This is a genomic window from Streptomyces sp. NBC_00190 (assembly GCF_036203305.1).
In the GTDB taxonomy this organism is placed as follows: domain Bacteria; phylum Actinomycetota; class Actinomycetes; order Streptomycetales; family Streptomycetaceae; genus Streptomyces.
Map to the genome: position 1 here is coordinate 7763295 of NZ_CP108131.1, position 25518 is coordinate 7788812.

Annotated in this window: 19 protein-coding genes; 13 read left to right on the plus strand and 6 right to left on the minus strand. The window is 71.1% G+C overall.

Annotated features, from left to right (window positions below; translation table 11 throughout):
• Window positions 1–63 precede the first annotated feature (63 nt).
• The 8 genes from OG429_RS35985 (at window position 64) to OG429_RS36020 (ending at window position 11300) form a co-directional block, all read left to right on the plus strand.
• Window positions 64–1314, plus strand: coding sequence for a ricin-type beta-trefoil lectin domain protein (locus tag OG429_RS35985; RefSeq protein ID WP_328929447.1), 1251 nt, complete (start codon window positions 64–66; stop codon window positions 1312–1314).
• A complete protein-coding gene (locus OG429_RS35990) occupies window positions 1311–3518 on the plus strand; it encodes an RICIN domain-containing protein (protein WP_328929448.1) in 2208 nt (735 codons plus the stop codon). The genes OG429_RS35985 and OG429_RS35990 overlap by 4 nt, the downstream gene beginning before the upstream one ends.
• A gap of 91 nt (window positions 3519–3609) precedes the next feature.
• Window positions 3610–5061, plus strand: a complete 1452-nt coding sequence (locus tag OG429_RS35995; protein WP_328929449.1) for a CehA/McbA family metallohydrolase — start codon at window positions 3610–3612, stop codon at window positions 5059–5061.
• Between the two features lie 188 nt (window positions 5062–5249).
• Window positions 5250–6137 (plus strand): hypothetical protein, encoded by an 888-nt coding sequence (locus tag OG429_RS36000; protein ID WP_328929450.1) that lies wholly within the window; start codon window positions 5250–5252, stop codon window positions 6135–6137.
• A gap of 51 nt (window positions 6138–6188) precedes the next feature.
• Window positions 6189–6416 (plus strand): hypothetical protein, encoded by a 228-nt coding sequence (locus tag OG429_RS36005; RefSeq protein ID WP_328929451.1) that lies wholly within the window; start codon window positions 6189–6191, stop codon window positions 6414–6416.
• A 203-nt stretch (window positions 6417–6619) separates the two neighbouring features.
• The gene (locus OG429_RS36010) at window positions 6620–6991 is read left to right on the plus strand and encodes a luciferase domain-containing protein (protein ID WP_443051320.1); all 372 of its coding nucleotides are present in this window, start codon (window positions 6620–6622) and stop codon (window positions 6989–6991) included.
• A 149-nt stretch (window positions 6992–7140) separates the two neighbouring features.
• Window positions 7141–11115 carry an FxSxx-COOH system tetratricopeptide repeat protein gene (gene fxsT / locus OG429_RS36015; protein ID WP_443051294.1) on the plus strand — a complete coding sequence of 1325 codons (3975 nt, stop codon included), beginning with the start codon at window positions 7141–7143 and terminating at the stop codon, window positions 11113–11115.
• Window positions 11116–11165: 50 nt separating this feature from the next.
• Window positions 11166–11300 carry a hypothetical protein gene (locus OG429_RS36020; protein WP_328929453.1) on the plus strand — a complete coding sequence of 45 codons (135 nt, stop codon included), beginning with the start codon at window positions 11166–11168 and terminating at the stop codon, window positions 11298–11300.
• Here the strand turns inward: OG429_RS36020 and OG429_RS36025 are convergent.
• On the minus strand, window positions 11290–12975 hold the full coding sequence (locus OG429_RS36025; RefSeq protein WP_328929454.1) for a carbohydrate binding domain-containing protein: 1686 nt from the start codon (window positions 12973–12975) through the stop codon (window positions 11290–11292). The genes OG429_RS36020 and OG429_RS36025 overlap by 11 nt on opposite strands.
• Window positions 12976–13236: 261 nt before the next feature.
• Here OG429_RS36025 and OG429_RS36030 point away from each other — a divergent pair, with 261 nt between their 5' ends.
• The 4 genes from OG429_RS36030 (at window position 13237) to OG429_RS36045 (ending at window position 17052) form a co-directional block, all read left to right on the plus strand.
• Complete coding sequence (locus tag OG429_RS36030; protein ID WP_405676868.1) at window positions 13237–14094, plus strand: ABC transporter substrate-binding protein; 858 nt, start codon at window positions 13237–13239, stop codon at window positions 14092–14094.
• Window positions 14091–14891, plus strand: a complete 801-nt coding sequence (locus OG429_RS36035; protein ID WP_328929455.1) for an amino acid ABC transporter permease — start codon at window positions 14091–14093, stop codon at window positions 14889–14891. Before OG429_RS36030 ends, OG429_RS36035 begins: the two co-directional genes overlap by 4 nt.
• A gap of 34 nt (window positions 14892–14925) precedes the next feature.
• Complete coding sequence (locus OG429_RS36040) at window positions 14926–15747, plus strand: amino acid ABC transporter ATP-binding protein (RefSeq protein WP_328929456.1); 822 nt, start codon at window positions 14926–14928, stop codon at window positions 15745–15747.
• Window positions 15748–16080: 333 nt separating this feature from the next.
• Window positions 16081–17052 (plus strand): TAXI family TRAP transporter solute-binding subunit, encoded by a 972-nt coding sequence (locus OG429_RS36045; RefSeq protein ID WP_328929457.1) that lies wholly within the window; start codon window positions 16081–16083, stop codon window positions 17050–17052.
• Window positions 17053–17060: 8 nt separating this feature from the next.
• Here OG429_RS36045 and OG429_RS36050 read toward each other — a convergent pair whose 3' ends face one another.
• The 3 genes from OG429_RS36050 to OG429_RS36060 are packed head-to-tail and all read right to left on the minus strand — an operon-like array spanning window position 17061 to window position 20554.
• Window positions 17061–18428, minus strand: coding sequence for a HAMP domain-containing sensor histidine kinase (locus OG429_RS36050; RefSeq protein ID WP_328929458.1), 1368 nt, complete (start codon window positions 18426–18428; stop codon window positions 17061–17063).
• Window positions 18425–19141, minus strand: a complete 717-nt coding sequence (locus OG429_RS36055) for a response regulator transcription factor (RefSeq protein ID WP_328929459.1) — start codon at window positions 19139–19141, stop codon at window positions 18425–18427. The genes OG429_RS36050 and OG429_RS36055 overlap by 4 nt, the downstream gene beginning before the upstream one ends.
• A gap of 33 nt (window positions 19142–19174) precedes the next feature.
• Window positions 19175–20554 (minus strand): MFS transporter, encoded by a 1380-nt coding sequence (locus tag OG429_RS36060; protein WP_328929460.1) that lies wholly within the window; start codon window positions 20552–20554, stop codon window positions 19175–19177.
• A 167-nt stretch (window positions 20555–20721) separates the two neighbouring features.
• Here OG429_RS36060 and OG429_RS36065 point away from each other — a divergent pair, with 167 nt between their 5' ends.
• Complete coding sequence (locus tag OG429_RS36065) at window positions 20722–21345, plus strand: hypothetical protein (protein ID WP_328929461.1); 624 nt, start codon at window positions 20722–20724, stop codon at window positions 21343–21345.
• A 15-nt stretch (window positions 21346–21360) separates the two neighbouring features.
• Here the strand turns inward: OG429_RS36065 and nadE are convergent, their stop codons facing one another.
• Together nadE and OG429_RS36075 are read right to left on the minus strand one after the other, a co-directional pair.
• Window positions 21361–22191, minus strand: a complete 831-nt coding sequence (nadE, locus tag OG429_RS36070; RefSeq protein ID WP_328929462.1) for an ammonia-dependent NAD(+) synthetase — start codon at window positions 22189–22191, stop codon at window positions 21361–21363.
• Between the two features lie 238 nt (window positions 22192–22429).
• Complete coding sequence (locus OG429_RS36075) at window positions 22430–25330, minus strand: ATP-binding protein (RefSeq protein ID WP_328929463.1); 2901 nt, start codon at window positions 25328–25330, stop codon at window positions 22430–22432.
• Window positions 25331–25518 lie beyond the last annotated feature (188 nt).

Sequence of the window (25518 nt, forward strand, 5' to 3'; positions counted from 1 at the left end):
GCCCACCCCCCCTCGAACCCTGGCGTGCAGGCCTGTCATGTGCATGCCGAGGAAGGGAGATTCATGGACTTCCCGCGCTTAACCCGGCGCTCCCTCCTGTCCCTTGTCCCGGTTCTCGCCCTCGTGTCGCTGTCCACCGGCCTGGCGCAGGGCTCGCCCGCGCAGAACGCCCCCGCACCGGCGGCCGCCGTCACGTTCTCCGACGAGTTCGACGGGCCCGCGGGCGCCGCCGTCGACGGGGCGAAGTGGCAGATCGAGACGGGCGACAACGTCAACAACCACGAGCGGCAGTACTACACCCAGGGCAACCGCAACGCCGCCCTCGACGGCCAGGGCCATCTCGTCGTCACCGCCCGTCGGGAAAATCCGGGCAACTACCAGTGCTGGTACGGAAAGTGCGAGTACACGTCCGCCCGCCTGAACACGGCCGGCAGGTTCACCGCGAAGTACGGCCGCGTCGAGGCCCGGATGAAGATTCCGCGCGGGCAGGGAATGTGGCCCGCCTTCTGGATGCTGGGCGATGACATAGGCCAGGTCGGATGGCCCGCCTCGGGCGAGATCGATGTCATGGAGAACGTGGGATTCGAGCCGTCCACGGTCCACGGCACCCTGCACGGCCCCGGGTACTCCGGCTCCGGCGGTATCGGCGCGGGCTACACCCTGCCCGGCGGGCAGGCGTTCGCCGACGCCTTCCACACCTTCGCCGTCGAGTGGAGCCAGGACGCGATCACCTGGTCCGTGGACGGCGCCGTGTACCAGCGGCGCACCCCCGCCGACCTCGGCGGGCGCCAGTGGGTCTTCAACAAGCCGTTCTTCCTGATCCTCAACCTCGCGGTCGGCGGCTACTGGCCCGGCGACCCCGACGGCAGCACCGCCTTCCCGCAGCAGCTGCTGGTCGACTACGTCCGGGTCACCACCGACAGCGGCCGGCCCGGTGGCGCCATCACCGGGATCGGCGGCAAGTGCGTGGACGTGGCGGGGGCCGCCACCGCCAACGGGACGCCCGTACAGCTCTACGACTGCAACGGAACGGCCGCCCAGCGGTGGAGTCTCGCCGGCGACGGAACGATCCGCGCGCTCGGCAAGTGCCTGGACGTGGCATCGGGCGGCACGGCCGACGGTACGAAGGTCCAGCTGTGGGACTGCAACGGAACGGCCGCCCAGCAATGGGCCGTTCCGGCAGCACGCGACATCGTCAACCCACAGGCGAACAAGTGCCTCGACGCCGCGGGCAACAGCTCGGCCAACGGCACCCGGCTGCAGATCTGGACCTGCACGGGAGCCGCCAACCAGAAGTGGACGGTGACCCCATGACCCGGATCGCCGGGCCATGGGTCACGGCCTTCGTGGCCGCGGCCTCGGCCGCCTCGGTCCTCACCGCCGTCCAGCCCACCCAGGCGGCCACTGCGCAGGCATCGGCCGGGGCGGCCGCCGCCCTGCCCACGGGCTGGTCCACCGTGGTGAACGCCGGCAGCGGCAAGTGCCTCGACGCGCGCTCGGCAGCGACCGCGAACGGTACGGCGGTACAGCAGTACGCCTGCAACAACAGCGCCGCGCAGCAGTGGAGTTTCACGCCGGCTGGCGACGGCTTCGTCCGTATCGGCAACCGCAACGATGTCAGCCAGGTGGTCGACGTGAGCAACACGTCCACGGCGGACAACGCGGCCTTGCACCTGTGGACGTACGGTGGCGGCGACAACCAGCAGTGGCGGGCCGTCGAAGAGGGCGGCGGCGCCTACCACTTCGTCAGCCGGCACAGCGGCAAGTGTCTGGACGTGCCCGCAGCCTCGACCGCCGACAGCGTCCAGCTGGTGCAGTACACCTGCAACGGCACGGCGGCCCAGCGCTTTCAGGTCGCACCGGTGAGCACCGGGCCCGGCGACGTCGATCTCGGCCCGAACGTCGTCGTCTTCGACCCGTCGATGCCTTCCTCCACGATCCAGAGCCGGCTGGACTCGATCTTCCAGCAGCAGGAGACCAACCAGTTCGGCCCCCAGCGCTACGCGGTGATGTTCAAGCCGGGTACGTACAGCAACGACGTCAACGTCGGCTTCTACACCCAGGTCCTCGGCCTCGGCCAGTCGCCCGACTCGGTCACCGTCAACGGCGCCGTGCACGTCGAGGCCGACTGGTTCCCGCCGAACAACGCCACCCAGAATTTCTGGCGCGGCGCCGAGAACCTGTCGGTGAACCCGGCCGGCGGAACCGACCGGTGGGCGGTGTCCCAGGCCGCGCCTTACCGGCGCATGCACGTCCGCGGCAACCTCGCGCTGGACGACGGAGGCTGGGCCAGCGGCGGATTCATGGCCGACAGCAAGATCGACGGCCAGGTGCGGTCAGGGACCCAGCAGCAGTGGCTGACCCGCAACTCCCAGCTCGGCAGCTGGAACGGCGCCAACTGGAACATGGTCTTCGTGGGCAGCCAGGGCGTGCCGGGCAACAGCTTCCCCAACCCGCCGTACACCACGGTGAACCAGACCCCCAAGGTCCGCGAGAAGCCCTTCCTGTACGTGGACGGCGCGGGCGCCTACAGGGTGTTCGTGCCCTCGCTGCGCGCCGACTCCTCCGCCACCACGTGGGCGAACGGGAACGCGGCGGGCACCTCGCTCGGCATGGACCAGTTCTTCGTCGTCAAGTCCGGGGCGAGTGCCGCACAGATCAACGCTGCCCTGGCCGAGGGCAAGAACCTGCTGGTCACCCCCGGTGTCTACCACCTGGACCAGCCCCTTCGGGTGACCCGGCCGGACACCGTCGTCCTCGGTCTCGGCCTCGCGACCTTCATTCCGGACAACGGTGTCACCGCCATGACGGTCGCCGACGTCGACGGCGTGAAGGTGGCGGGCCTGCTTTTCGACGCCGGTCCCGCCAACTCGAAGACGCTGATGGAGGTCGGCCCGGCCGGCTCCGCCGCCGGCCACTCGGCGAACCCCACCTCCCTGCACGACGTCTTCTTCCGCGTCGGCGGAGCCGCCGTGGGCAAGGCGACCACCAGCCTCGTCGTCAACAGCGACGACGTCATCGGCGACCACATGTGGATCTGGCGCGGCGACCACGGCAGCGGCATCGGCTGGAACAGCAACACGGCGGACACGGGACTCGTGGTCAACGGCGACAACGTGACCATGTACGGACTGTTCGTCGAGCACTACCAGAAGCACCAGACCGTGTGGAACGGCAACGGCGGGCGCACGTACTTCTACCAGAACGAGATGCCGTACGACCCGCCGGACCAGGCAGCCTGGATGAACGGCTCCACGCAGGGCTACGCCGCGTACAAGGTCGCCGACAACGTGACCAGCCATCAGGGCTTCGGACTCGGCAGCTACTGCTTCTTCAACGTCAACCCCGGCGTGACCGCGGAGCGCGCCTTCGAGGTCCCGGTCCATCCCGACGTGCGCTTGCGGAGCATGGTGACGGTCTCGCTCGGCGGCACCGGCACCATCCGGCACGTCATCAACGACAGGGGAGGACCCTCCAACTCGTCCACCAACGTGGCCGATCTGGTCAGCTATCCGTGAACGGTGTCCGGGCCGGGCGGGACACCCCGCGCGGCCCGGGCGGCCGTCCGGGCTTCAGGCCCCGTTCACCCGCGGCTGTCACCGTTGCCGGATGGCTATCAGTAGACGAGAACTGCTGGCAACCGGAGCGGCCGCGGCCGCCGGCCCCCTCATCCCCACCGGCCAGAACACGGCCGCCCGCACCCTGCGCGGCACGATCGCGCCCGGCGCCCCGGACTGGGTGTACGTCCCCCTGGAAGTCCCGCCAGACCTCGTCGAGTTACGCATCTCCTACACGTACGACAAGCCGTCCGTGCCGCCGGGCACCCCCGGTAACGCACTCGACATAGGCATCTTCGACCAGAGAGGGACCTCGCTCGGGGGCCGCGGCTTCCGGGGCTGGTCCGGCGGTGCGCGCAAGGAGTTCTTCCTCCGCACGGACGACGCCACCCCGGGCTACCTGCCCGGCCCGATAGAGCCGGGCCGGTGGTACCTGGCGCTCGGCCCGTACACGGTGGCCCCCGGCGGCCTCCCTTACGAGATCACCGCCACCTTCACCTCCGGCGACCCCGCCCCGCCCGCGGTTCCCGCCCACCCGCCGCAGCGGGCCCGGGGCCGCGGCCGGGCCTGGTACCGCGGCGACTGCCACCTGCACTCCGTGCACTCCGACGGCCGGCGCACCCCCGCCGAACTCGCCGACCTCGCACGGGCGGCGGGCCTGGACTTCATCAACTCCTCGGACCACAACACCCACTCGGCGCACGCGGTGTGGGGCCCGGCCGCCGAGGCCGCGCCCGGACTGCTCGTACTGACCGGCGAGGAGGTCACCACCCGCACCGGCCACGTCCTCGCGGTAGGTACCGCACCGGGCACCTTCGTGGACTGGCGCTACCGGGAACGCGACCACCGATTCGGTCGTTTCGCACACGCGATACACCAGGCCGGAGGACTGGTCGTCCCCGCCCACCCGCACGCCACGTGCATAGGCTGCGCCTGGAAGTTCGGCTTCGGTGAAGCCGACGCGGTGGAGGTGTGGAACGGACCCTGGACCCCGGACGACGAGGTCGCCCTCGCATCGTGGGACGCGACCCTGCGCGGCGGCGGTGAGCGGTGGCTCCCGGCCATCGCCTCCAGCGACTACCACCGGGATCCGGACCGGGTGGGCACACCGCAGACGGTGGTCCTGGCCGACGACCTGTCGCGCGAGGCGATCCTGGCCGGGCTGCGGTCCGGCCACAGCTACGCCGCCGAATCCGCCGCCGTCTCCGTGGCGTTCGACGCGATGACCGCACGCGGGGCGCACGCCGGGATCGGTGAACGGATCCAGGTCCCGGACGACATGGAGATCCTGATCCGGCTGAGCGTTGCCGGAGCCGAGGGATGTGACCTGAGGCTGATCACCGACCAGGGCGTGGCCTTCACGGCTCCGGCGGCCGCCTCCCTGGAGTGGCGCACCACGGCCTCCCGTACGACCTACGTCCGCGCGGAGGTCCGCCGTCCACCCCAGATCCCACCCCTGCCGGGACCCCCGGCGGCGCTGACCAACCCGATCTGGCTGGCCTGAATCGAAGAAACGATTATGCGTGTGGCGGCCCCGAGGCGGCGCACGGCGGCAGGTGGTGGATGTGTGTCCACCGTTCGACTGGCATATGCGCACGTCTGGACGCAGAGGCGCATGATCGGACCGCCCGTTGGTGAAGCTCGTGGCGTCCGGCAGCCGCCGCTGTCACCGAACGAAAGGTCGGCACGCCCATGCTGATCGTCCAGCTCGCCCTCGTATCAGAGACCCAGACCAACCAGATCTCCCCCTCGCAGCTCACCCGGGTGGCCGCTGCCCTGCAGAAACAGGCGACCCGCGACTTCGGGCCGATCTGGGACGTCAACGCAACCGTGGACGCCTTCGACAGACTGGAGGACGTGCCCGTCGGGTACTGGCCGCTGATCGTGGTCGACGACGTGCCCGACGCGGCGGGATTCCACACGGACGAGAACGGACAGCCGTTCTCCCTGATCGAGTTCGGCGACAGCTGGTCACTGACGGCGAGCCACGAGATGCTGGAGATGTGCGCCGATCCCTTCGGGAATCGTCTGGTGTCCGGCAAGTCTCCGAAAGAGGACCAGGGAATGGTCGAGTTCCTGGTGGAGGTCTCCGACCCCTCGGAGGCCGAGGAGTTCGGCTACACCATCAACGGCCTGCTCGTCTCGGACTTCTTCACCCCGAGGTTCTACGACCCGGTTCTCGTCGACGGTGCCCGCTACAGCTTCGGCGGTCACATCAAGGAACCCAGGAAGGTACTGCCCGGCGGATACATCAGCTGGCGCGAACCGGTGTCGGACGAGTGGTGGCAGCAGACCTGGTTCGAGGGCGACGAACCGAAGTTCCGCAACCTGGGGCGCCTGACCGGCAGCGGAAGTCTCCGTGCGGCCATCGACGCCAAGACCAAGACGGTCAGCCGCCTCGCCCGCAGCGGTCCGACCTCCGAGCGCTACCGCACCGCGAAGGCACTTACGGCGCGGGCCAAGGAGTCCACCGGCGCCCGGGCCGCAGCATGGCGCGTCCAGATCGAGGGCCTCAAGGTCGCGAACCCCGCGGCAAAAGCGTGGAAGGGAAAGGCGAAGGGCAAGGGCAAGGGGAAGTGACGGTGGCCGCCACCGCATGCGGCCCCCGGCCCGACCATCAAGGAGGCCGTCGTGAGCGATGACGCCCAGCAGCGCAAGGCTCGCGCGGACAGAATCCGCCAGAAGATCCACCGGCCGGGGGCCGATGCCCCGGGACCGGCACCGGCGGCCGACGAGCCGCCGGAGGGGGAGAGCCCGAAGGAAGGCGTCGAACGCCGGATGCGCGAGCTCGACGAAGCCGAGGGCGACGAACACGCACCGTCCTCGGGCGATGACGGAGAAGCCCCTGGCGGCAGCTGATCCGGCCGTTCGACCTGGACCCCGCCATCGGCAGGGCCCGGCCTCCTGCCACCGCTTATGCCGAACAGTGTTCACCTACCGGGGGGTTTACGCTCTGCCCGCGAATACCGGAGCGTGTGATTCGGTCAAGGGCCTTGTGGTGTCGGTCGGGAGGGGGGCACGCTCGGGGGATGAACACAGCTAGACTCGCCAGTGAACAGCTGATGCGTTGGTCTGCCCTGAGCGAAGGCCCGGCCCTTTGCGGCGCGGGGTTCGGGCTGAACGCGGGTCTGCGGGAGATCGTTCACTTTCACGGCGATCACGAAGCCGATGTCCACCTGAGCCACGCGATGATCACGAAGCTTCGGCCGGCTCTCGCCGGGTCGTCCGCGATCCGCCTGCGGGCCGGATCCGAGTGGGTGACGCTGCGCCTGGACATCGGGTCCGACATCGACCTGTTGGCCACCCTGGTCAGCGCGGCGCTCGCGGCCGGGGCCCGGGCCGAAGCCGAACCCGGCGGCGGCCACGTCCGCGGCCCGGCCCCGTGCACACGCCTCGGGAAACCGGCTGCGGCCGTCCTGTCCGGCTGCCTGTAAGTCCTGCGCGGGTCGCGGGACATCGGGGACCCGGCGGGCGCTCGGAGCGCCCGCCCGCCGGTGAGCCGCAGGCCGCCCGGCCGCCCGACGCCTACACCCGGCCCCCGTGGGCACAAAGATCTGGGGAGGGCACCGACCGGGGGGAGCGGATGACAGTGAGTCGCGGGAGCCGAGACGGACGTATCGTCACCTTCTATTCCTACAAGGGCGGCGCGGGGCGCACCATGGCGCTGGCCAACACCGCCTGGATCCTCGCCGCCAACGGCAAGCGGGTGCTCGCCGTGGACTGGGACCTGGAGGCCCCGGGCCTGCACCGGTACTTCCACCCCTTCCTCGACCCCGCCACGCTCGGAGCCACCACCGGGGTCATCGACCTGATCAGCGAGTACGCCTGGGCGGCGACCAGCCCGGCGCAGCGCGCCGACGACTGGCACAAGGACTACGCGCGCATCCAGCCGCACGCGGTCTCCCTCACCCCCGAGACCCTGGGCTGGGAGTTCCCCGACGGCGGCACGCTCGACTTCGTCTCGGCGGGCCGGCAGAACCGCGAGTACTCGGCGACCGTCTCCACCTTCGACTGGGACAGCTTCTACGACCGGCTCGGCGGCGGCCTCTTCTTCGATGCCTTACGCGCGGACATGAAGCGGAACTACGACTACGTCCTGATCGACAGCCGCACGGGGCTCTCCGACATCGCCGACATCTGCACCGTGCACCTCCCCGACGCCCTGGTGGACTGCTTCACCCTCTCCGACCAGTCCATCGACGGCGCCGCCTCCGTCGCCCGCCAGATCGACGAGCGGTTCAACGACCGCGGCATCAAGATCTACCCGGTCCCGATGCGCATCGACGAGGGCGAGAAGGAGAAGGCCGACGCGGGCCGCGCGCTCGCGCGGATCAAGTTCGACAGCTTCCCCAACGGCCTCGTGGGCGACGAGCTCACCTCGTACTGGGGCGCGGTGGAGATCCCGTACCGGCCGTACTACGCCTACGAGGAGACCCTGGCCACCTTCGGGGACGAGGCGGGGCTGACCAACTCGTTGCTGTCCGCCTTCGAGCGGCTCACCGCCGTGGTCACCGAGGGCGGGATCACCTCCATGCCGGCCATCGGCGAGGAGGTCCGGCTGCGGATACGCGACGCGTTCACCCGGCGGCGCCCGGCGCTGCCCGCCGACCTGTTCCTCTCCTACGTCGCCGAGAACCGGATGTGGGCCGACTGGATCGAGTCGGTGCTCACCCGGGCCGGGTTCCGCGTCGTCCCCAAGGACGTCTCCGCCGAGCGCGCCCCGGGCACCGCCCCCGGCGACACGCTGAGCGCGGGCATCAGCGTCGACACCGCCGCCCGGACCGTGGTGCTGCTCTCCAGCGCCTACCTCAAGTCGGCCCGGGCGGTGGACGTCTGGGAGCGGGCTGCCGCCGAGGACCCGAGCGGGGGCCGGCGGCAGCTGGTGCCGCTGCGGGTGGGCGACGTCCGCCTGTCCACGCCGTACATCGACCGCAACCCGGTGGACCTCTTCCGGCTCGACGAGGTGCACGCCACCACCGCCCTGCTGCGCGCGGTGGAGCGGCCGATGGCGCTGCCGGACAGCGTCGCCAGCGCCTCCCCTCCCGGCCCCCGCTTCCCGGGGACCGTGCCGAAAATCTGGAACGCGCCGCCGCGCAACCCCGGGTTCACCGGCCGCAGCATCGTGCTGGAACGGATGCGCGACCAGCTCGGCAGCGGGATGGCGGTGGTGCTGCCGCAGCCGCAGACCCTGTACGGGCTCGGCGGCGTCGGCAAGACCCAGGTGGCGCTGGAGTACGTCCACCGGTTCATGGCGGACTACGACCTGGTGTGGTGGATCTCCTCGGAGCAGACCGACGACGTGGTCGCGGCCCTCGCGGAGCTGTCCGTACGGCTGGGCGCGCAGACCGGCGAGGACATGTCGGCGGCGTCGCAGGAAGCGATCGACCTGCTGCGGCGCGGGGTTCCCACCTCGCGGTGGCTGCTGGTCTTCGACAACGCCGACGACCCCGAGACACTCAAGCGGTTCTTCCCGCCGGGCGGCCCGGGCCACGTGCTGGTGACCTCCCGCAACCAGTCCTGGTCGCAGTACGGGGACGCGCTCCCGGTGGACGTGTTCCTGCGCGAGGAGTCCATCGAGCACCTCCAGCGCCGGGCCCCCGGCCTGACCAAGGACGACGCCGAGCAGGTGGCCGTCGCGGTGGGCGACCTGCCGCTCGCGGTCGAGCAGGCGGGCGCCTGGATCTCGGAGACGGCGACTCCGGCGGCCGCGTACCTGGACCAGCTGGGCCGGCAGACCGCCCGCGTGCTGGGGCTGAACCAGCCGCCCGGCTACGCGGATCCGGTCGCCGCGACCTGGAACGTGTCCATCGAGCGGCTCCGGTCCCGCTCGCCCGCCGCCGTACGGCTGCTGCAACTGCTCGCCTTCTGCGGGCCGGAGCCGGTCTCGGCGAACCTCCTCTACAGCAAGGAGATGATTGACGCGCTCAAGCCGTACGACTCCTCGCTCCAGGAGAAGCTGGTGCTGGGCCGGGTGATCCGGGAGATCGGCCGGTTCGCGCTGGCCAAGGTGGACCAGGCCAGCAACAGCATCCAGGTGCACCGGCTGGTGCAGGCGGTGATCAGGGCGCAGCTGTCCGAGGAGGAGCAGCGGGAGGCCCGGCACGCGGTGCACCGGATCCTGGCCGGGGCCCGGCCGGACGACGACGAGCCGATCGACAACCCGGAGACCTGGCCCCGGTTCAACACGGTCTGGCCGCACCTGTCGCCGTCCGGAGCCCGGCTGTGCCGGGAGCCGGAGACCCGCCGGCTGATGATCGACCGGGTCCGCTACCTCTGGAAGCGCGGTGACTTCAAGGCCGCGTACGCCCTTGGCGAGGAACTGCGCGAGGCGTGGAAGGAGACCCTCGGCACAGACGACCTCCAGTACCTGTACCTGTGCTTCAACCTCTCCAACATCCTGCGCTCACAAGGCCGGTTCGTGGAGGCGAAGGAGCTGGACGAGGTCACGCTGGGGCAGCAGCGCAGCGTGCTCGGCACCTCGCACCCGCACACATACATGACGACCAGCGGTCTGGCGATGGACCTGGGCGCACTCGGCCGGTACGGCGAGGCGATGGACCTGGCGAAGGCCGCGTACGAGGGCTTCGCCGCCATCTTCCACGAGACGCACCCGTGTACCCTGGCCGCCGCGAACGACCTGGCGCTGAACCTGCGGATGGTGGGGCAGTACGCAAGGTCCAGGGAGATCGACCAGGAGGTCTTCGACCGGCGTACCGAGGTCCTGGGCACGGACCACCCGCACACGCTGTCCTCGGCACAGAACCTGGCGCGCGACCTGCGCGAGGTGGGCCGGTACGAGGATTCGGTGCAGTTGCTGAGCCGGACGTACGAGATCTACATGCGGCAGCTGGGCCCGGGGTTCCCCGGCACCCTGTCGGCCGCGAAGAACCTGGCCGTGTCGCTGCGCCGGGCCGGCCGGCTGGAGGACGCCTTCCGGCTGACCACGGCCACCCGGGCCCGCTACCGGGCCAAGTACACCTCCGTCACCCCCGACCTGCTGTTCTGCGAGCTCAACCTGGCCTCGGACCTGTTCGCGACCGGGGACCCGGGCGGGGCACGGGACCTGGCGCAGGAGGTGGTGGACGAGTACATGAAGGTGCCGGGTGAACGGCACCCGTACACACTGGCCGCGGTGAACAACCTGGCGGTCTTCCACGAGGTCACGGGGGCGGCCGAGACGGCCGGGACGATGCTGCGGCAGACGATCCGGTGCATGCGCGAGGTGCTGGGCGACAACCATCCGCATACCGTCTTAGCCCACCTCAACCTGGCCAACGCCCATGCCGGGCAGGGTGATCCCGAGGGCGCCCTGGAGCTGGAGCGGACTGCCGTGATGCGGCTGCGCGAGGCGCTCGGGGCGCATCACCCGGAGACCCTGGCGAGCGCCGCCAACATGGCGGTCAGCCTGGAGGCGATGGGCCGCGGGGAGGAGGCGGTACGGATACGCGCGGAATCGGTGACCGAACTGGCCCGGCTGCTCGGCGAGGACCACGCCCTGACCCGCCGCGCGCGCGACGGACGGCGGTTCCACCGCGACCTGGAGCCGCTGGCCCCGTGATCCGGAAGCGTACCCCGGATGACCGTCGCCTGCGGGAGCGGTCCGGCTCCATGACCGAAGCCGGGACCGACTTCGCCCTCCCGGCACTGCGAGACCCGGACCGCGTCCCCTTCCCGCTCGGAGTCCACGCCGTCCGGGCCCGCAGGCCGCCCAGGCCCTGGGGGCTGCCCCCGGTCAGCCGGTGAAGCCGGTGGTGATGGAGGTGAACTGCCAGTCGTTCTGGGCGATGCCGGAGCAGCTCTCCTGCAGCCCGCCGCCGGCGCAGCCACGGTCGCGGTTGACGGACCAGAAGGCGAGACGGGCGATGTGGTGGGAGTTGGCCCAGTTGCGGATGTCGGTCCAGTTCTGGATCGTGGTGGTCTCCTGGGTGTCGCTGACGCCGTTCATGCCGGAGATGCCGATGTGCGAGTAGGCGGTGGCGTCGTCCCAGCCGAAGGTGGACTTGAGCTTGGTCTTGAGGCCTTCGGTCGCGCTGACGGTGCTGGCGTACATGTCGGTCGAGGCGTTGCCGAAGTCGAACGGCATGATGGTGAACACGTCGATGTCCGCGCCCTGCGCCTTCGACTGTTCGATGAGGCGGTTACCCCACGAGGTGGGTCCCGCCGTGCTCGTGCCGAAGGTCAGGATGGTCCTGAGACCGGGATTGTTCTGCTTGACGATCTTGAGCGCGCCGATGATGCGGTCCTGGACCACGGCGTTCTCGAACTCGTCCGTGTTCTCGATGTCGACGTCGATGGCCTTGAGGCCGTAGGCGTCGATCACCCGCTGGTACGCACCGGCCAGCGCCTCGGGGGTCGCGCAGTTGGGGCCGAGCTTGTTGCCCTGCCACCCGCCGATGGACGGAACGATGTCGCCGCCGGCCGCCCGGATCGAGCTGATGGTGCTCTGGTCCGCCCCGCCGGTCAACGGGCGCTGGCCGTCCCAGGCCGGGTTGCATCCGCCGGAGGAGAGGATGAAGGCCATGGTGAACCACTTCGCCCCGGTCGCGTTCATCACCGTGGTCGCGCTCGGCGGATTGCCCCAGCCCAGGTAGAGGTACGGCGCCGCCTGCTTGAAGCCGGTCGGCGTGGTCCCGTTGGCGGTGGTGACGGTGGCGGCGTTGGAGGCCGGTGAGGTGTTGCCCGCCAGGTCGCGTGCGCGGACGGTGAACGTGTACGCGGTGTTGGGGCTCAGCCCGGCGACCGTCGCGCCGGTCGTGGTGGACGTGGCCACCTTGGCGGCGCCCTGGTAGATGTCGTAGCCGGTGACGCCGACGTTGTCGGTGGAGGCGGTCCAGGCGAGCGAGACGCTGGAGGAGGTCTTGCCGGTGGAGGTGAGGCTCCCCGGTGTGGTCGGGGCGACGGTGTCGGTCCCGCCGCCGGGGCCCTCTAGGACGACGTCGTCGGCGTAGTAGGTGCCCTGCCCGTACCAGCCGTTGAGGTAGATCTCGGCACTGGTCTGGGAGGCGCCGGTGGTGAAGGAGACGGTGAGCTTGGTGTAGGCGGTGGCGGAGGGCGTCCAGGTGGACGCGCCGCCGGTGACGCCGAGGTACGCGTAACTGCCGCGGACCCATGCGGAGAGCGTGTACGAGGTGCCCGGCCGGACCGCGACGGTCTGGGTGCACTTGGCGTTGTCCGAGGCGCTGGCCGCCCCGGCCAGCGCCTTGCCGCCGCCGTGTACGGGGGAACCCACGACGGAGCCCAGGCCGCCGCTGCAGGACCAGCCGGCCGTTGTGCCGCCCTCGAAGTCGCCGTTCGTGAGGAGGTTGGCGCCGAAGGCGGCTCCGGGGGCGCTCAGCACGGCGGCCGCGCCGAGCACGGTGGCGCCGAGGCCGCAGGCCAGGCGGGTTCGGGTTCGAGTGGTTCGGGTGCGGTTGGGCATGGGAGTGCCTCCATCGAGGTGGGGGGAAGGTGAGCAGCCCGGAACGTGACGTGCGGCGTGGCCGGGAACTTATGCCTCCGGATGCGTCGCCGTCAACTGGTCTGGACCAACTTGGCGCAATGGGAAGGATTCCCAACTGTTGGGGTTGACACGGGTGTTGTCCGAAACGCAGCATCGGGGGCGGGCCGCCGGGGGCTTACGATCTCCGCGGACGGTCTCGTCCCGCGACCGCCGCCAGCCCCGCACCCGTGGAGGTCACCCGTGTTCCGGACCGCCGAAGGACGCCGCACCCGCCGCAGCAGTCACCGCAGCAGTCACCGCATCCGTGCCACGGTCGCCGCCGCCGCGGGAATGTTCCTCGCCGCCGGCTGCTCCTCCGGCGACGGCGGCCCGGGAGAGGCCGCCGGAGGCGTGCCTGTCGTCGAGAAGGGCAAGCTGACCACCTGCACCCATCTGCCGTACCCGCCGTTCCAGTTCGAGCAGGGCGGCAAGGTCGTCGGCTTCGACGTGGCCCTGATCGATCTGGTCGCGCAGAACCTCAAGGTCGAGCAGAAGATCCTCGACACCCCGTTCGAAAACTTCAAGACCGGGGCGTTCCTGAACTCGGACCAGTGCGACCTCGCCGCGGCCGGCATGACGATCACCGACGAGCGCAGGAAGAACGTCGACTTCTCCGTCCCGTACTTCGAAGCGACCCAGGCGCTCCTCGCGACCGCGAAGAGCGGTGTCACCTCGCTCGCCGACGTCAAGGCGAAGTCGAAGAAGCTGGGCGCGCAGGCCGGGACCACCGGCGAGAGCTACGCCAAGGGGCAGGGCTTCGACCCGGTCGCCTTCGAGAGCTCGGACGCGGTGCTGAACGGGCTGCGCACGGGCCAGGTCGACGCGGTCGTCATCGACTACCCGGTCGTCCAGGGCTGGCTGGGGGACAAGGCGAACGCCTCGGAGTTCGTCCTCGGGCAGAACATCGAGACCGGTGAGAAGTACGGCTTCCCGGTGAAGAAGGGCAACACCGCCCTCCTCTCCGAGATCGACAAGGTGATCACGGCCGCCAAGGCCGACGGTACCTACAAGAAGATCTACGAGCAGTGGATCGGCCCGCTGCCCCAGGCCGCGTCGTGACCTTATCGCTGACCCGGCGGCAGCGGCGCCGCCTCTGGCAGGGCATCCAGTACGCGGTCTTCGTGGCCGTGCTGGTCCTGATCGGTGTCCTGGCCGACTGGGGCCGGCTGCAGAACCAGTTCGCACAGACGGACCTCGCCCTCCGGCTCTTCCCGAGGATCATCACCACCGCCCTGCGCAACACCGTGGTGTACACGACGTCGGGGTTCGTCTTCGGCTTGGTGCTCGGTCTCGTCATCGCCATGATGAGGCTGTCGTCGGTGGCCCCGTACCGGTGGGTCGCCGGCGTCTACATCGAACTGTTCCGGGGCCTGCCCGCCCTGCTGATCTTCATCTTCGTGGGTGTGGCGGTGCCGCTGGCGTTCCCCGGGACCGAGATCCCCGGCGGAACGTACGGCAAGGTCGCGCTCGGTCTCGGTCTCGTCGCGGCCGCCTACATGGCGGAAACGATCCGGGCCGGCATCCAGGCGGTGCCCAGAGGGCAGATGGAGGCGGCCCGCTCGCTGGGCTTCTCGCACGGCCGGGCCATGGTGTCGGTGGTCATCCCGCAGGCATTGCGCGTCGTCATCCCGCCGCTCACCAATGAACTGGTCCTGCTGTTCAAGGACTCCTCGCTGGTGCTCTTCCTGGGCGTGACGCTGCAGGAGCGCGAACTGACCAAATTCGGCCGGGACCTCGCCAGCGAGACCGCCAACTCCACCCCGATCCTGGTCGCCGGCCTGTGCTACCTCCTCGTGACCGTGCCGTTGGGCTTGGTGGTGCGCCGTCTCGAGGCCCGCGCGGACAAGGCCACGTGAGGACGAGATGCCACAGGAGACGGGAGCGGTGGACATGACAGCAGTGGATCGCCCGGAGATCGAGATCAGGGGGCTGCACAAGTCCTTCGGCGCCAACCACGTCCTGCGAGGCATCGAACTGGACATCGCCCGTGGCGAGGTGGTCTGCGTGATCGGGCCGTCCGGCTCGGGCAAGTCGACACTGCTGCGCTGTGTGAATCTGCTGGAGGAGCCGGACGAGGGCCAGGTCTTCGTCGGCGGTACGGAGGTCACCGACCTCGATGTCGACATCGACGCCGTGCGCCGCCGCATCGGCATGGTCTTCCAGCAGTTCAATCTGTTCCCGCACGTGAGCGTCACCGAGAACCTCACGCTGCCGCAACGGCGGGTGCTCGGCAGGGACAAGGCGCAGGCCGCCGCCGTCGCCCGGGAGAACCTGGAGCGCGTCGGCCTCGCCGACAAGGCGGACGCGTTCCCGGCGCAGCTGTCCGGCGGTCAGCAGCAGCGGGTGGCGATCGCCCGGGCCCTGTCGATGGGGCCGGAGGTGATGCTCTTCGACGAGCCGACCTCGGCGCTCGACCCGGAACTGGTCGGCGAAGTGCTCTCGGTGATGCGCGTGCTGGCGAACGAGGGCATGACGATGATGGTCGTGACCCACGAGATGGGCTTCGCCCGCGAGGTCGCGGACCGCGTCGTGTTCATGGACGGCGGAGTGATCGTCGAGCAGGGGCCGGCGGCGCAGCTGGTCGCCCATCCGCGGCACGAGCGGACCAGGATCTTCCTCCACCGCGTGCTGGACCCGGTGGCGGCCGAGGCACCTGCCGCCGCTGACGGCCCCGGTCCGGGGAAGCCTGCCGACGGGCCGCCCGAGCGATGAGGCAGGTGCGTCGTTCACCGCATTCCGCGTCGTGATCTATCGAAGGCCGCCGCCGGTCGTGGCCCAGGGTGCCGGAGCGATCACCCGTGCCAGCTCCCTGTGGATCTGTTCCGCCTCGCGGCGTGTCTGGCCGGGCACGTCACCGCGTTCCCTGATCAACTGGGCATAGATGGGCGCTTCGTTGGCAGTGTTCAAGGTCTGGCGCTCCCCTTATCGGGCCGGGTGCCCGCAGCCGGGCTGACCGAGTGAGTGTAGGGGGGCGTGACCGGTGGGCGAGACGGCGGCCCCCCCCGATACTCACGGAACCTGCGGGGTGCTGGTTAGGCTTCCGCCGTGACCAGCGCAGACGTGAGCCGTCGACGGGTGATGGGCGCCGGGCTCCAGGTGTGCGCGGGGGCGCTGGCGGCCGGATGCTCGGCGGGCCCCGCTCCCGTACGGCGGCTGCGGCTCGCGACGGGGCCGGAGGGAGGACCGTACAACGCCTTCGGGAAGGCCCTGGCGCAGGCCGTCGCCGCGAGCGGCCGTCGGCTGGAGATCGTTCCGGTGAGCACCGCGGCGAGCGTGAACAACCTGCGCGAGCTCGACGACGGCTCGGTCGACCTGGCCCTGGCCATGGCGGACGTGGCCGAGGACGCGGTGCTGGGGCGTGAGCCGTTCCCCCGTCCGGCCGCGGTGACGGCGCTGGCCCGGGTCTACGTGAACTACACGCACCTGCTCGTCCCGGCGGACGGGCCCGTGACGTCGGTCCACCAGCTCGCCGGCCGTCCGGTCGCGGCAGGTGCTGCGGGGTCGGGGGTGCAGGTGGTGGCGGGCAGGGTGCTGCAGGCGGCCGGGCTGAACGACGGCCCCTCGCCGGCGGCCCCGCGGCAACTGAGCCTCGCCGCGTCGGCGAGTGCGCTGCGCGAAGGAGCGGTCGACGCGCTGTTCTGGTCGGGAGGCGTGCCCACGCCCGCGCTGTCGGGTCTGGCCCGCGAGCTGCCGGTGCGGTTCCTGCCCCTGGACGGCTACGTGGGCGCGTTGCGGGAGCGCTATGGCCCGGTCTATACGGAGGTCACGATTCCGGCCGTGGTGTACGGGCTGACGGTGCCCGTGGGAACCGTCGGGGTCGGCAACTACCTCCTGGCCCGTGACGACGTACCGGACAGCGCCGTGCGCGAACTGCTCCAGGTGGTGTTCGAGCGGTGGCGTGACCTGCTGCGGGAGGTGACGGCGGGGGCACGGCTGGAGCCCCGGTTCGCCATCTCGACCGGGCGAGTGCCGCTCCACCCGGGAGCGGTGGCGCACTACCGGTCGGTGTACGGCTGATGGGTGGGTCACGGGGGCGGGAGCCGGAGTTCCACCACGAGGCCGTGCGGAGCGTTGGCGCCGACGTCGAGCCGGCCTCCGCTGATGCGGGCGATCTCGTCGGCGATGGCCAGTCCCAGTCCGCTGCCGTGCACGTTCTGGTGCTCGGGGGAGCGCGCGAACCGCCTCAGCAGCAGGGGCAATTGGTCCTGCGGCACACCCGGGCCGTCATCGGTGACCCGTACCACCGCCGTCCCGTCCGCCCCGTGCGCGGCGCTGACCTCGACGCGGCCGTCGCGCGGCACGAACTTGACGGCGTTGTCGAGGACCGCGTCCAGGATCCGGCCCGCCGCGTCCGGCAGGGCGCGGGCCCGCAGGCCTTCCGGGAGCCCGGTGGCCGTCAGTTCCAGTCCGGCGTGTCCGAAGACCGGAGTCCAGGCCGTCACCCGTTCCCGTACCGCCCGCGACACGTCCTGGTCCGTCAGCTCCGCCGTGGCGGACTCCACTCGCGCCAGGGCCAGCAGGCCGTCGAGCAGCTCCTCCAGGCGTTCCGCCTCGTCCAGGGCGCGCGTGTGCTCGGCCCGGCCGGGACCCGGGGCGATGTGCGGTTCGACGTTCTCCAGCTGCAGCACCAGCGTGGCCAGTGGATTGCGCAGCTGGTGGGAGGCGTCGGCGACGAAGTCGCGCTGGCGGCCGATGGAGTCGGCCATCGCCTCCGCCATGGTGTTGAAGTGCTGCCGCAGACGGCGCAGTTCCGGCGGCCCGGTGTCGGACACGGCGCGGGCCTGGAGACTGCCGGCGGTCAGCCCCTCCACCGCCCGGTCCAGATCGAGGACCGGCCGCATCAGCCAGCGCGCGATGCCGGCCGCGACCAGGGCCGCGGCCGCGAAGGCGGCGGCCGCCCCGGCGGCGATGAGCGACCAGCGGACCGTCACGTCCCCGCGGGCGGCGTCGGTGGGTACGGCCAGCAGGACCGCCCCGCTGACCCGCTCGTCCCGGCCCACCGGCTCTGCGAGCACGACGGTCGGCGGACCCCAGGGGCGCACGGTGGGCAGCCGGTCGGTCGAGCGGCCGGTGAGGGCGCGCCCGAGGGCGTCCGCCGCGCCGGCGAAGGGCCTCGTTCCGGCCCGTGCGACCGTCGCCCCCGTCGTGTCGACCACGACCACCCCGGTTCCGTACAGCTGCGCGTACCGGCTGATCTCGGCGGACAGCTCCGACCGGTCGGCGTCGGTGCGCATCCGGTCGGCGAGATCGGCGAACCTCGCCGCCTCCGAACGCCGTTGCAGGAGCAGGTGCTCGGTCCGTCCCCGCGCGTACGCGTCGGCCAGGGGGACGCAGAGCAGCAGCGCCGCGGCCCCCATGAGCACCATCAGCACGGCGAGCAGCCTGCGTCTCACCGCTCGTCGTCCCGGGCCGCCACGGCGCCGAGCTGGTAGCCGAACCCGCGGACGGTGCGCACCAGGCCGGAGCGGCCCGTCTTGGCGCGGATGCCCGCCACGTGGACGTCCAGTGAGCGGGAGGCCGCGAGGAAGGCGTCACCCCAGATCCGGTCCAGGATCTCCTCCCGGGAGTGCACTTCGTCCGGGCGGGCGGCAAGGAAGGCGAGGACGTCGAACTCCCTGCGGGTCAACCGGACTTCGGCGCCCGCCACCGTGACCGTACGGCCCGCCAGGTCGACCTCGACGTCCCCGCTCCGCACGGGCCGGCCCGCGGTGGCGGCGGAGTCGGCCGCGTGGGCTTCGAACCGGCCGGACGAGGCGCCCGTCCGGCGGCGTACGGTGTCGATGCGGGCCATCAGCTCGGCCATCCGGAACGGTTTGACGACGTAGTCGTCGGCCCCCGCCCGCAGCCCCTGCACGATGTCGCGCTCCTCGCAGCGCGCGGTCACCACGATCAGCGGCGCGTCACAGACGGTACGCAGCCGACGCAGCAGATCGAGCCCGTCCAGGTCGGGCAGTCCCAGATCGAGCAGGACGAACTCGGCTTCGCGGACGAACCGCAGGGCGTCCAGGGCGCGGCCCACCCTGCGGACGGTGTGCCCGCGCTGGGCGAGGGCGGTGCCGAGGGCCTGGGCCATCCGGTCGTCGTCCTCGACGAGAAGCGCGTGCATAGACAGTTCCCTCGCCACCTGTGACCCGGGGCATCAGCTTACGGGAGCCGCCGAGGGCTGCTCGCGGCCGGCGTCGGCGTCCTCGTCCGCCTCGGCGCGGCTGAGCGCCGCATTGCGCGTGTCCGGCATCAGGACGTAGGTGACGAGGGAGATGAACGCGCACCCGGACACGTACCAGAAGAACATCGTCTCGTGGCCACTGCTCTTGAACCACAGGGCCACGTACTCCGCCGTGCCGCCGAAGAGCGCGTTGGCGATCGCGTACGGCAGCGCCACGCCCAGGGCGCGCACCCGGGTCGGGAACAGCTCGGCCTTGACCGCCGCGTTGATCGAGGTGTAGCCGGTGACGATCACCAGGGCCAGCAGGGACAGCCCCAGCGCGGACCAGTACGAGGAGGCCGACCCGAGGGCGGTCATGATCGGGTACGTGCCGACGGTGCAGCCCACCGCGAAGGTGATCAGCAGGGGACGGCGGCCGATCCGGTCGGACAGCATCCCGGCGAAGGGCTGCAGCACGGCGAAGAGGGTCAGAGCGGTGAAGCTGACCAGTGTGGCGGTCGTCTTCGCCATGCCCGCGCTCCCGACCAGATACTTGGTGAGGTAGGTGGTGTACGTGTAGTACGCGACGGTGCCGCCGAGGGTGAGCGCCATGACCAGGCCCGCCTGCCGCCGGTGCTGCCACAGGACCTTGAGCGTGCCGCGCGTGCTCTCGTCGTGCGCGTCCGCGTCCGACGACTCCTCCTTGAACGCGTCGGTCTCCTGAAGCCGCCGCCGCAGCCAGAAGACGACCACCGCGAACAACGCCCCGACGACGAACGGGATCCGCCAGCCCCAGCTCGACAACTGGGCGGTGGTCAGCGTGTGCTGCAACGTGATGAGGATCCCCAGACCGAGCAGCTGCCCGCAGGTCATCGACACGTACTGGAAGGACGAGCCCAGGCCGCGCCGGTTGCGGGCCGACGCCTCGGTGAGATACGTGGCGCTGGCCGCGTACTCGCCGCCGATGCTCATGCCCTGGAGCAGACGCGCGAGGAGCAGCACCAGAGCGCCGAAGTATCCGGCCTGGCCGTAGGTCGGGGCGACGGCGATCAGCAGGGCGGCCACCGACATCATGGTGACGGTGAGCGTGAGCGCGCTCTTGCGCCCGTGCCGGTCGGCGGCGCGGCCGAGGACCCACCCGCCGACGGGGCGCATCAGGAAGCCCACGGCGAAGATCCCCGCCGTGTTCATCAGCTGCGTGGTCGGGTTGTCGCCGGGGAAGAAGGAATCGGCGAAGTAGATCGCGAAGCTGGCGTAGACGAACCAGTCGTACCACTCGACGAGGTTGCCGAGCGATCCGCCGATCAGAGCGAGGCGGCGCTTCCCGCGCTCCTCCCCGAGCGGCGGTGCGGGCGTGGCGGCGGACGAGGTCATGGCGGCTCCAGACGGAAGTCCCTGCTGAGGGACGGGGGGAATGCCCCGGCGCGCTCCGGCGGTGGGCAAGCTCCCAGAGCATGCTTCCGCCACCGCACCCGGACAAGGTCCGTCACCCAGATCTAACGTTCCGCTAAGAAAGCACTCGGCTCTGCCAGGATGGGTAGATGGACGGGGACGTCCCTGTGCACCCGCGCGACGAGGAGGCCGCAGTGGAAGAGCAGATGGAGGCGAAGGGCCCGAAACTGCCGCCGTCGCACCCGCCGAGGACACCGCCGCCGCAGAAGAAGCCGGTCGAGGCTCCGCGGCCGCAGCCCGCGACGAAGCCGAAGGGGGTGACGAGCCTCCAACTGCCCCCGCCCGACGGGCGGAAGGTCGCCGCCCTCGCTCGCACCCGCATGGCCATCCGCAATCGGCGCGTCGCCAACTGGTCGCTCACGGGCGACCGTTGGGCCGCGAAGAAGTCCGTCGCCCGGGTCCTGGAGACCATCCGGAACTGGGGTTACACCCGGCCCGAGGACGCCCCGGTCGAACAGATGGTGGCGCTGCTCGTCGGCGCGGCCGTCGCCGACTCGGGCAAGCGGATCAGCCTGCACGTGGCCGACCAGGAGGAGATGCTCCTCGTCGTCGTACTCAGCCACACGGCAGCGGAACCGGACGAGGACGTCCTCGTCCGGCTGGCGGCCGTGCCGGGTGTTTCGAGCTGCGGTACGGACGCCGGACCGGACGGGCGCCGGGTGTGGGCCCTGATGGAGACGACCCCGCCACGCCGCCGGACACCGGCGGCGTGACACGCCGCGGTGCCGCTACGGCGCGATCGGCAGCTGACGCTTGTGCTCGGTGAGGCGGTAGCGGCGCACGATCGTGTCGAAGGCCCGCTCATCGACCGGCTTGCCTTCCAGGAAGTCGTCGATGTCGTCGTACGTGACCCCGAGCGCGTCCTCGTCGGCCTTGCCCGGGTCGAGGGTCTCCAGGTCCGCCGTGGGGGTCTTCCAGACCAGCTCGGCGGGGGCGCCCAGCACGTCGGCGACGGCCCGTACCCGGCGCTTGGTCAGGCCGGTCAGCGGGACCAGGTCGGCCGCGCCGTCGCCGAACTTCGTGAAGAAGCCGGACACCGCCTCGGCCGCGTGGTCGGTGCCGACGACCAGGCCGTCGTGCGCGCCCGCCACCGCGTACTGGGCGATCATGCGCTGGCGGGCCTTGATGTTGCCCTGCACGAAGTCCTGGTGGTGGGCGTCACGGAAGACGGTGCCCCCGGCCAGCGCGGTCTCCAGCGCGGCATCGCTCGCGGGCTTGACGTCCACGGTCAGCACCCGGTCCGCCTCGATGAAGCCGAGGGCGAGCTGGGCGTCCTTCTCGTCGGCCTGGACGCCGTACGGGAGCCGCATCGCGTAAAAGGTCGCGTCGTGGCCGGCCGCACGGGCCCGCTCCACGGCGAGCTGGCAGAGCCGGCCGGCGGTGGTGGAGTCCACGCCGCCGCTGATCCCCAGCACCAGGGAGCGCAGGCCGGTGGAGGTGAGCCGCTCGGCGAGGAAGGCCACGCGGCGCTCGATCTCCTGCTGGGCGTCGAAGGTCTGCGTCACCTGGAGTTCCAGGGCGATCTCCTGCTGCAGGGCGGTGGACGCCGGCTGGCTCACTGCTGCTCCTCGTGGTCGTGCGTGGCGGGGTGGTGCGCTGTCCCGTCGACCCTAGTCGAAACGGCTGGTCCGGGAGCCGGCCGGGTCGCGGTCCGGGGTGACCCCGCCGATCACCGGGAGGAGCGGGGTGGACCGGTGCCATCTTCGGGCCGGCGCGGCCTGTACCCGGCGTGCACGCACGGAAACGCCACGCGGGCCGCTGCGGCATGCGCAGCGGCCCGCGTGGCGCGGACGGGCGTCAGATTCCCAGGGCCCTGCGGAGTCCGAGCCGGTCGGTGCCCAGCTTGGTGAAGACCGCCGAGAGCAGCTCCGAGACCCCCTGGACGTCGGTGTGCATCTCCTTGGCGATCTCGGAGTTGCCCAGGCCGAGAGCGGCGTGCCGTGCGGCCGTGTTCTCCGCGACCGTCAACGTGTCCTGCTCGGAGGTGTGCAGACGGCGCGGGCGCAGCCCGGCCGACGCCAGCTGGGCGCGGGCACGGCTCGCCAGGGCGTCGGCGCCGCAGGCCGCGGCCGTCTCCATGCCCCGGTAGAGCTGCTGGGCCGCCTGGTGCGGATCACCGATGGTGTGCAGCGCGGTGCCGTGGTCGACGAGCGCGTGGGCGAGCTCGCAGGCGGCGGGGGACTGCTCCAGGTGGTCCACCGCCTCCTGCAGCAGATCCACCGCCTGGGACGGGTCCGTGGCCGCCGCCGAGACGCGCAGGGCGTGACCGATCGTGCTGGACGCTCCGAACACTCGGGCGCGTGACACGGCCTCGGCAGCCGTGGCGCGTGCCAGAGCGGTGTCGTGGGTGACCTGTGCGAGGGCCAGGTCCAGCTGCCAGGGACACCACGAGGGGTTGCGCGTACCACGGAGGTCCAGCCGCTTGCCCGCGGCGGCGAGGTGCTGTTCCGCCTCCTTGATCCTGCCCTGCGCCAGGAGGAGCTTGCCCCACACGGCTTGGGGGTCCGGGTAGACGACGGCGTTGGGGAAGCCCTCCGCCAGCTTGTAGGTACGGGCGACCTGCTCGGCCTCGGTGACGTTCCCGCGGGCGAGCAGCGTCTCGATGAGGGTGCCGATCGCGTACCACTGCGCCGGGGTGCCCTGTCCGACGCGGTCGGCGATCTGCAGGCCGGTGCGGACGAGGTCCTCGGCCTCGGCGAGGCGTCCGCGCCGGAAGCGGACGTAGGCCAGCAAGGTGTAGACGAACGACAGGTGCGCCCCGCGCCAGCCCTTCGCCTCGAACTCGATGATGCCGGTGTTGAAGAGCTCCTCGGCGCGGCCCGGCTGGTCGCAGTACATGAGGGTGACCGCCACGACGGCCGGTACCTCGAAGCCGAAGTCCTGGTCGGTCCAGCTCAAGCCCCCGTCCAGCGCCTGCTCCGCGAACTCCAGGGCGGTGGCCGAGGGTTCGCCGCGCACGGCGGCGTCCCAGGCCCGCAGGCCCAGGATGTGCCGCTCGGCCAGACCCCGGCCGGTGAGCCGCTTGGCGAACTGGGCGAGGAGCCGCGAGCGGGCCGGTGAGTTCTCCTCGTCCACCCGGACCGAGTTCCACTTGAACTGCTCGGCCTGCATGCGCAGCCGGGTCCGGGAGCTCGTGGCACGGCGGGCCTCGTCGGCGAGCAGTCCGGCGGCCTCCGCCAGCTGGCCCGTGTGGGCGAGGGCCTGCGCGAGCCGGTACGTGATCGCTTCCCGCAGGCCCTGTTCGGTCTTGGGCTCTTCCAGCGCGGTCCTGAGCTGGTTGATGGTGTTCACGGGATCGTGCAGGAGGTTGGCGGAGCCGAGCTCGAACAGCACCTCGGCCCGGTCCTCCACATCCGGCGGTTCGCGCAGCGCCCGCGCCAGATAGCGCCGTGCGGCATCGGGCGCTCCTGCGGAGAAGCTGTCGCGTGCGGCCTGGCGCAGCTGCTGCACCACCCAGGGGTCGCCCTCGGGGTGCATCTCCAGCAGGTGACGGGCTGCGGCAGCGGAGCCGTGCCCCTCGTCGACCAGGGCCTGCGCGGCCATGCCGTGCATGGCGACGCGGACACCGGGCGGAATCGACCGGTACACCGCGGTGGCGATGAGGGGGTGGAAGAACTCGACGACCTCCTGGCGCCGCACGCTGGTGAGCACGGTCAGGATGCGCGCGGCGCGCAGTTGGTCGATGGCGTCGGCGGTCTGCGCCTCACCGAGCGCCGCGACGCTTCCGACGATGCCGGTCGGGATCGCCGTGCCCAGAACCGCGGCCGCCCAGGCGAGCCGGACGGTGGACGGTCCGAGCTGTTCGAGGCGGTCGATCAGTCCGCTGCCCTTGATGGCGGAGGCCAGATCGCGCAGCTGGGGGATGCTGTCCTGGTGCGGCTTCAGCCCGCGATCGCGGCCCTTCATCGCCAACTCGACGACCTCGAAGGGGTTTCCGCCGGTGATCGCCCAGCACTCCCGGCAGAACACGTCGTCGGCGCTCTCACCGAGGGCGTCCCGCACGATGCGTGCCACCGCGCTCGTGGTGAGGGGAGCCAGTTCGTGCGGGCGCGTCCCCTGACGCCCCATCAGGGCACGGAGCGGGGCGGCGTCGGCGGGGATCTCGTCCGGCCGGCAGGCCACCATGATGAGCATGGCCAGTTCCTCGGCCCGCGCCGCGAAGGCGGTCAGCCATGCCAGCGATTCCGCGTCCGCCCAGTGCGCGTCGTCGAGAACCAGGACGACGGGAGCGCTCCGTACCGTCAGGTGGGTGACGACCCAGTCCAGGCCGTCCCGAACGCCTTGCGGGTCGGGCGCCGTCGGGCCGTTCGGGGCGGCGGTCAGGCCGAGCGCCGGGGCGACGATGTTGTACCAGTTGCCGAGGACGTCGAGGCGCTCGTCCTGGCTCATGGCGGCGAACGTCGGCTGTATGAGCTGCCGCATCACGTGGAACGGCACCTGCTTCTCCTGCTCGCCGCCACGCGCGAACAGCACGGTGCAGCCGCGCTCGGCGGCGTGCCGACGGGCCTCGGCCAGCAGGGTGGTCTTGCCGATGCCGGCCGATCCCGCGAATGTCAGTACGCCCCCACGGCGCGCGACCGCACCGCTGTCCGAGGCGCCGCAGAGATCGTCCACCGCGCGGTGGATCGCCAGGATTTCGGATTCTCTTTCGAGCGGAGGCTGGGAAGCCCATCCCCGCGGTTCCGTGCCGTGTGACATTCTTGCCCCCTCATGCGCGTGCGGCCGAGTGTACGGCTCGGGGCCAAGAAGTTGCCGAGTAAAGATGATATTGGGGTATCTTGCCACTCGTACGAGGACATTGCTGTACCCTTGGCCGACTTCATTGCCGCGCGGTCTCGGAGAGTTGGCGAGAATCCGCACGGAATCGGTCGGGTTCGATTGGATTC

Excerpts from the sequence above, each read along its gene's own strand:
- OG429_RS35985 (WP_328929447.1), top strand. The coding sequence starts at position 64 with ATGGACTTCCCGCGCTTAACCCGGCGCTCCCTCCTGTCCCTTGTCCCG.
- OG429_RS35990 (WP_328929448.1), top strand. The coding sequence starts at position 1,311 with ATGACCCGGATCGCCGGGCCATGGGTCACGGCCTTCGTGGCCGCGGCC.
- OG429_RS35995 (WP_328929449.1), top strand. The coding sequence starts at position 3,610 with ATGGCTATCAGTAGACGAGAACTGCTGGCAACCGGAGCGGCCGCGGCC.
- OG429_RS36000 (WP_328929450.1), top strand. The coding sequence starts at position 5,250 with ATGCTGATCGTCCAGCTCGCCCTCGTATCAGAGACCCAGACCAACCAG.
- OG429_RS36010 (WP_443051320.1), top strand. The coding sequence starts at position 6,620 with ATGCGTTGGTCTGCCCTGAGCGAAGGCCCGGCCCTTTGCGGCGCGGGG.
- fxsT (WP_443051294.1), top strand. The coding sequence starts at position 7,141 with ATGACAGTGAGTCGCGGGAGCCGAGACGGACGTATCGTCACCTTCTAT.
- OG429_RS36020 (WP_328929453.1), top strand. The coding sequence starts at position 11,166 with ATGACCGAAGCCGGGACCGACTTCGCCCTCCCGGCACTGCGAGACCCG.
- OG429_RS36025 (WP_328929454.1), bottom strand. The coding sequence starts at position 12,975 with ATGCCCAACCGCACCCGAACCACTCGAACCCGAACCCGCCTGGCCTGC.
- OG429_RS36040 (WP_328929456.1), top strand. The coding sequence starts at position 14,926 with ATGACAGCAGTGGATCGCCCGGAGATCGAGATCAGGGGGCTGCACAAG.
- OG429_RS36055 (WP_328929459.1), bottom strand. The coding sequence starts at position 19,141 with ATGCACGCGCTTCTCGTCGAGGACGACGACCGGATGGCCCAGGCCCTC.
- OG429_RS36060 (WP_328929460.1), bottom strand. The coding sequence starts at position 20,554 with ATGACCTCGTCCGCCGCCACGCCCGCACCGCCGCTCGGGGAGGAGCGC.
- OG429_RS36065 (WP_328929461.1), top strand. The coding sequence starts at position 20,722 with ATGGACGGGGACGTCCCTGTGCACCCGCGCGACGAGGAGGCCGCAGTG.
- OG429_RS36075 (WP_328929463.1), bottom strand. The coding sequence starts at position 25,330 with ATGTCACACGGCACGGAACCGCGGGGATGGGCTTCCCAGCCTCCGCTC.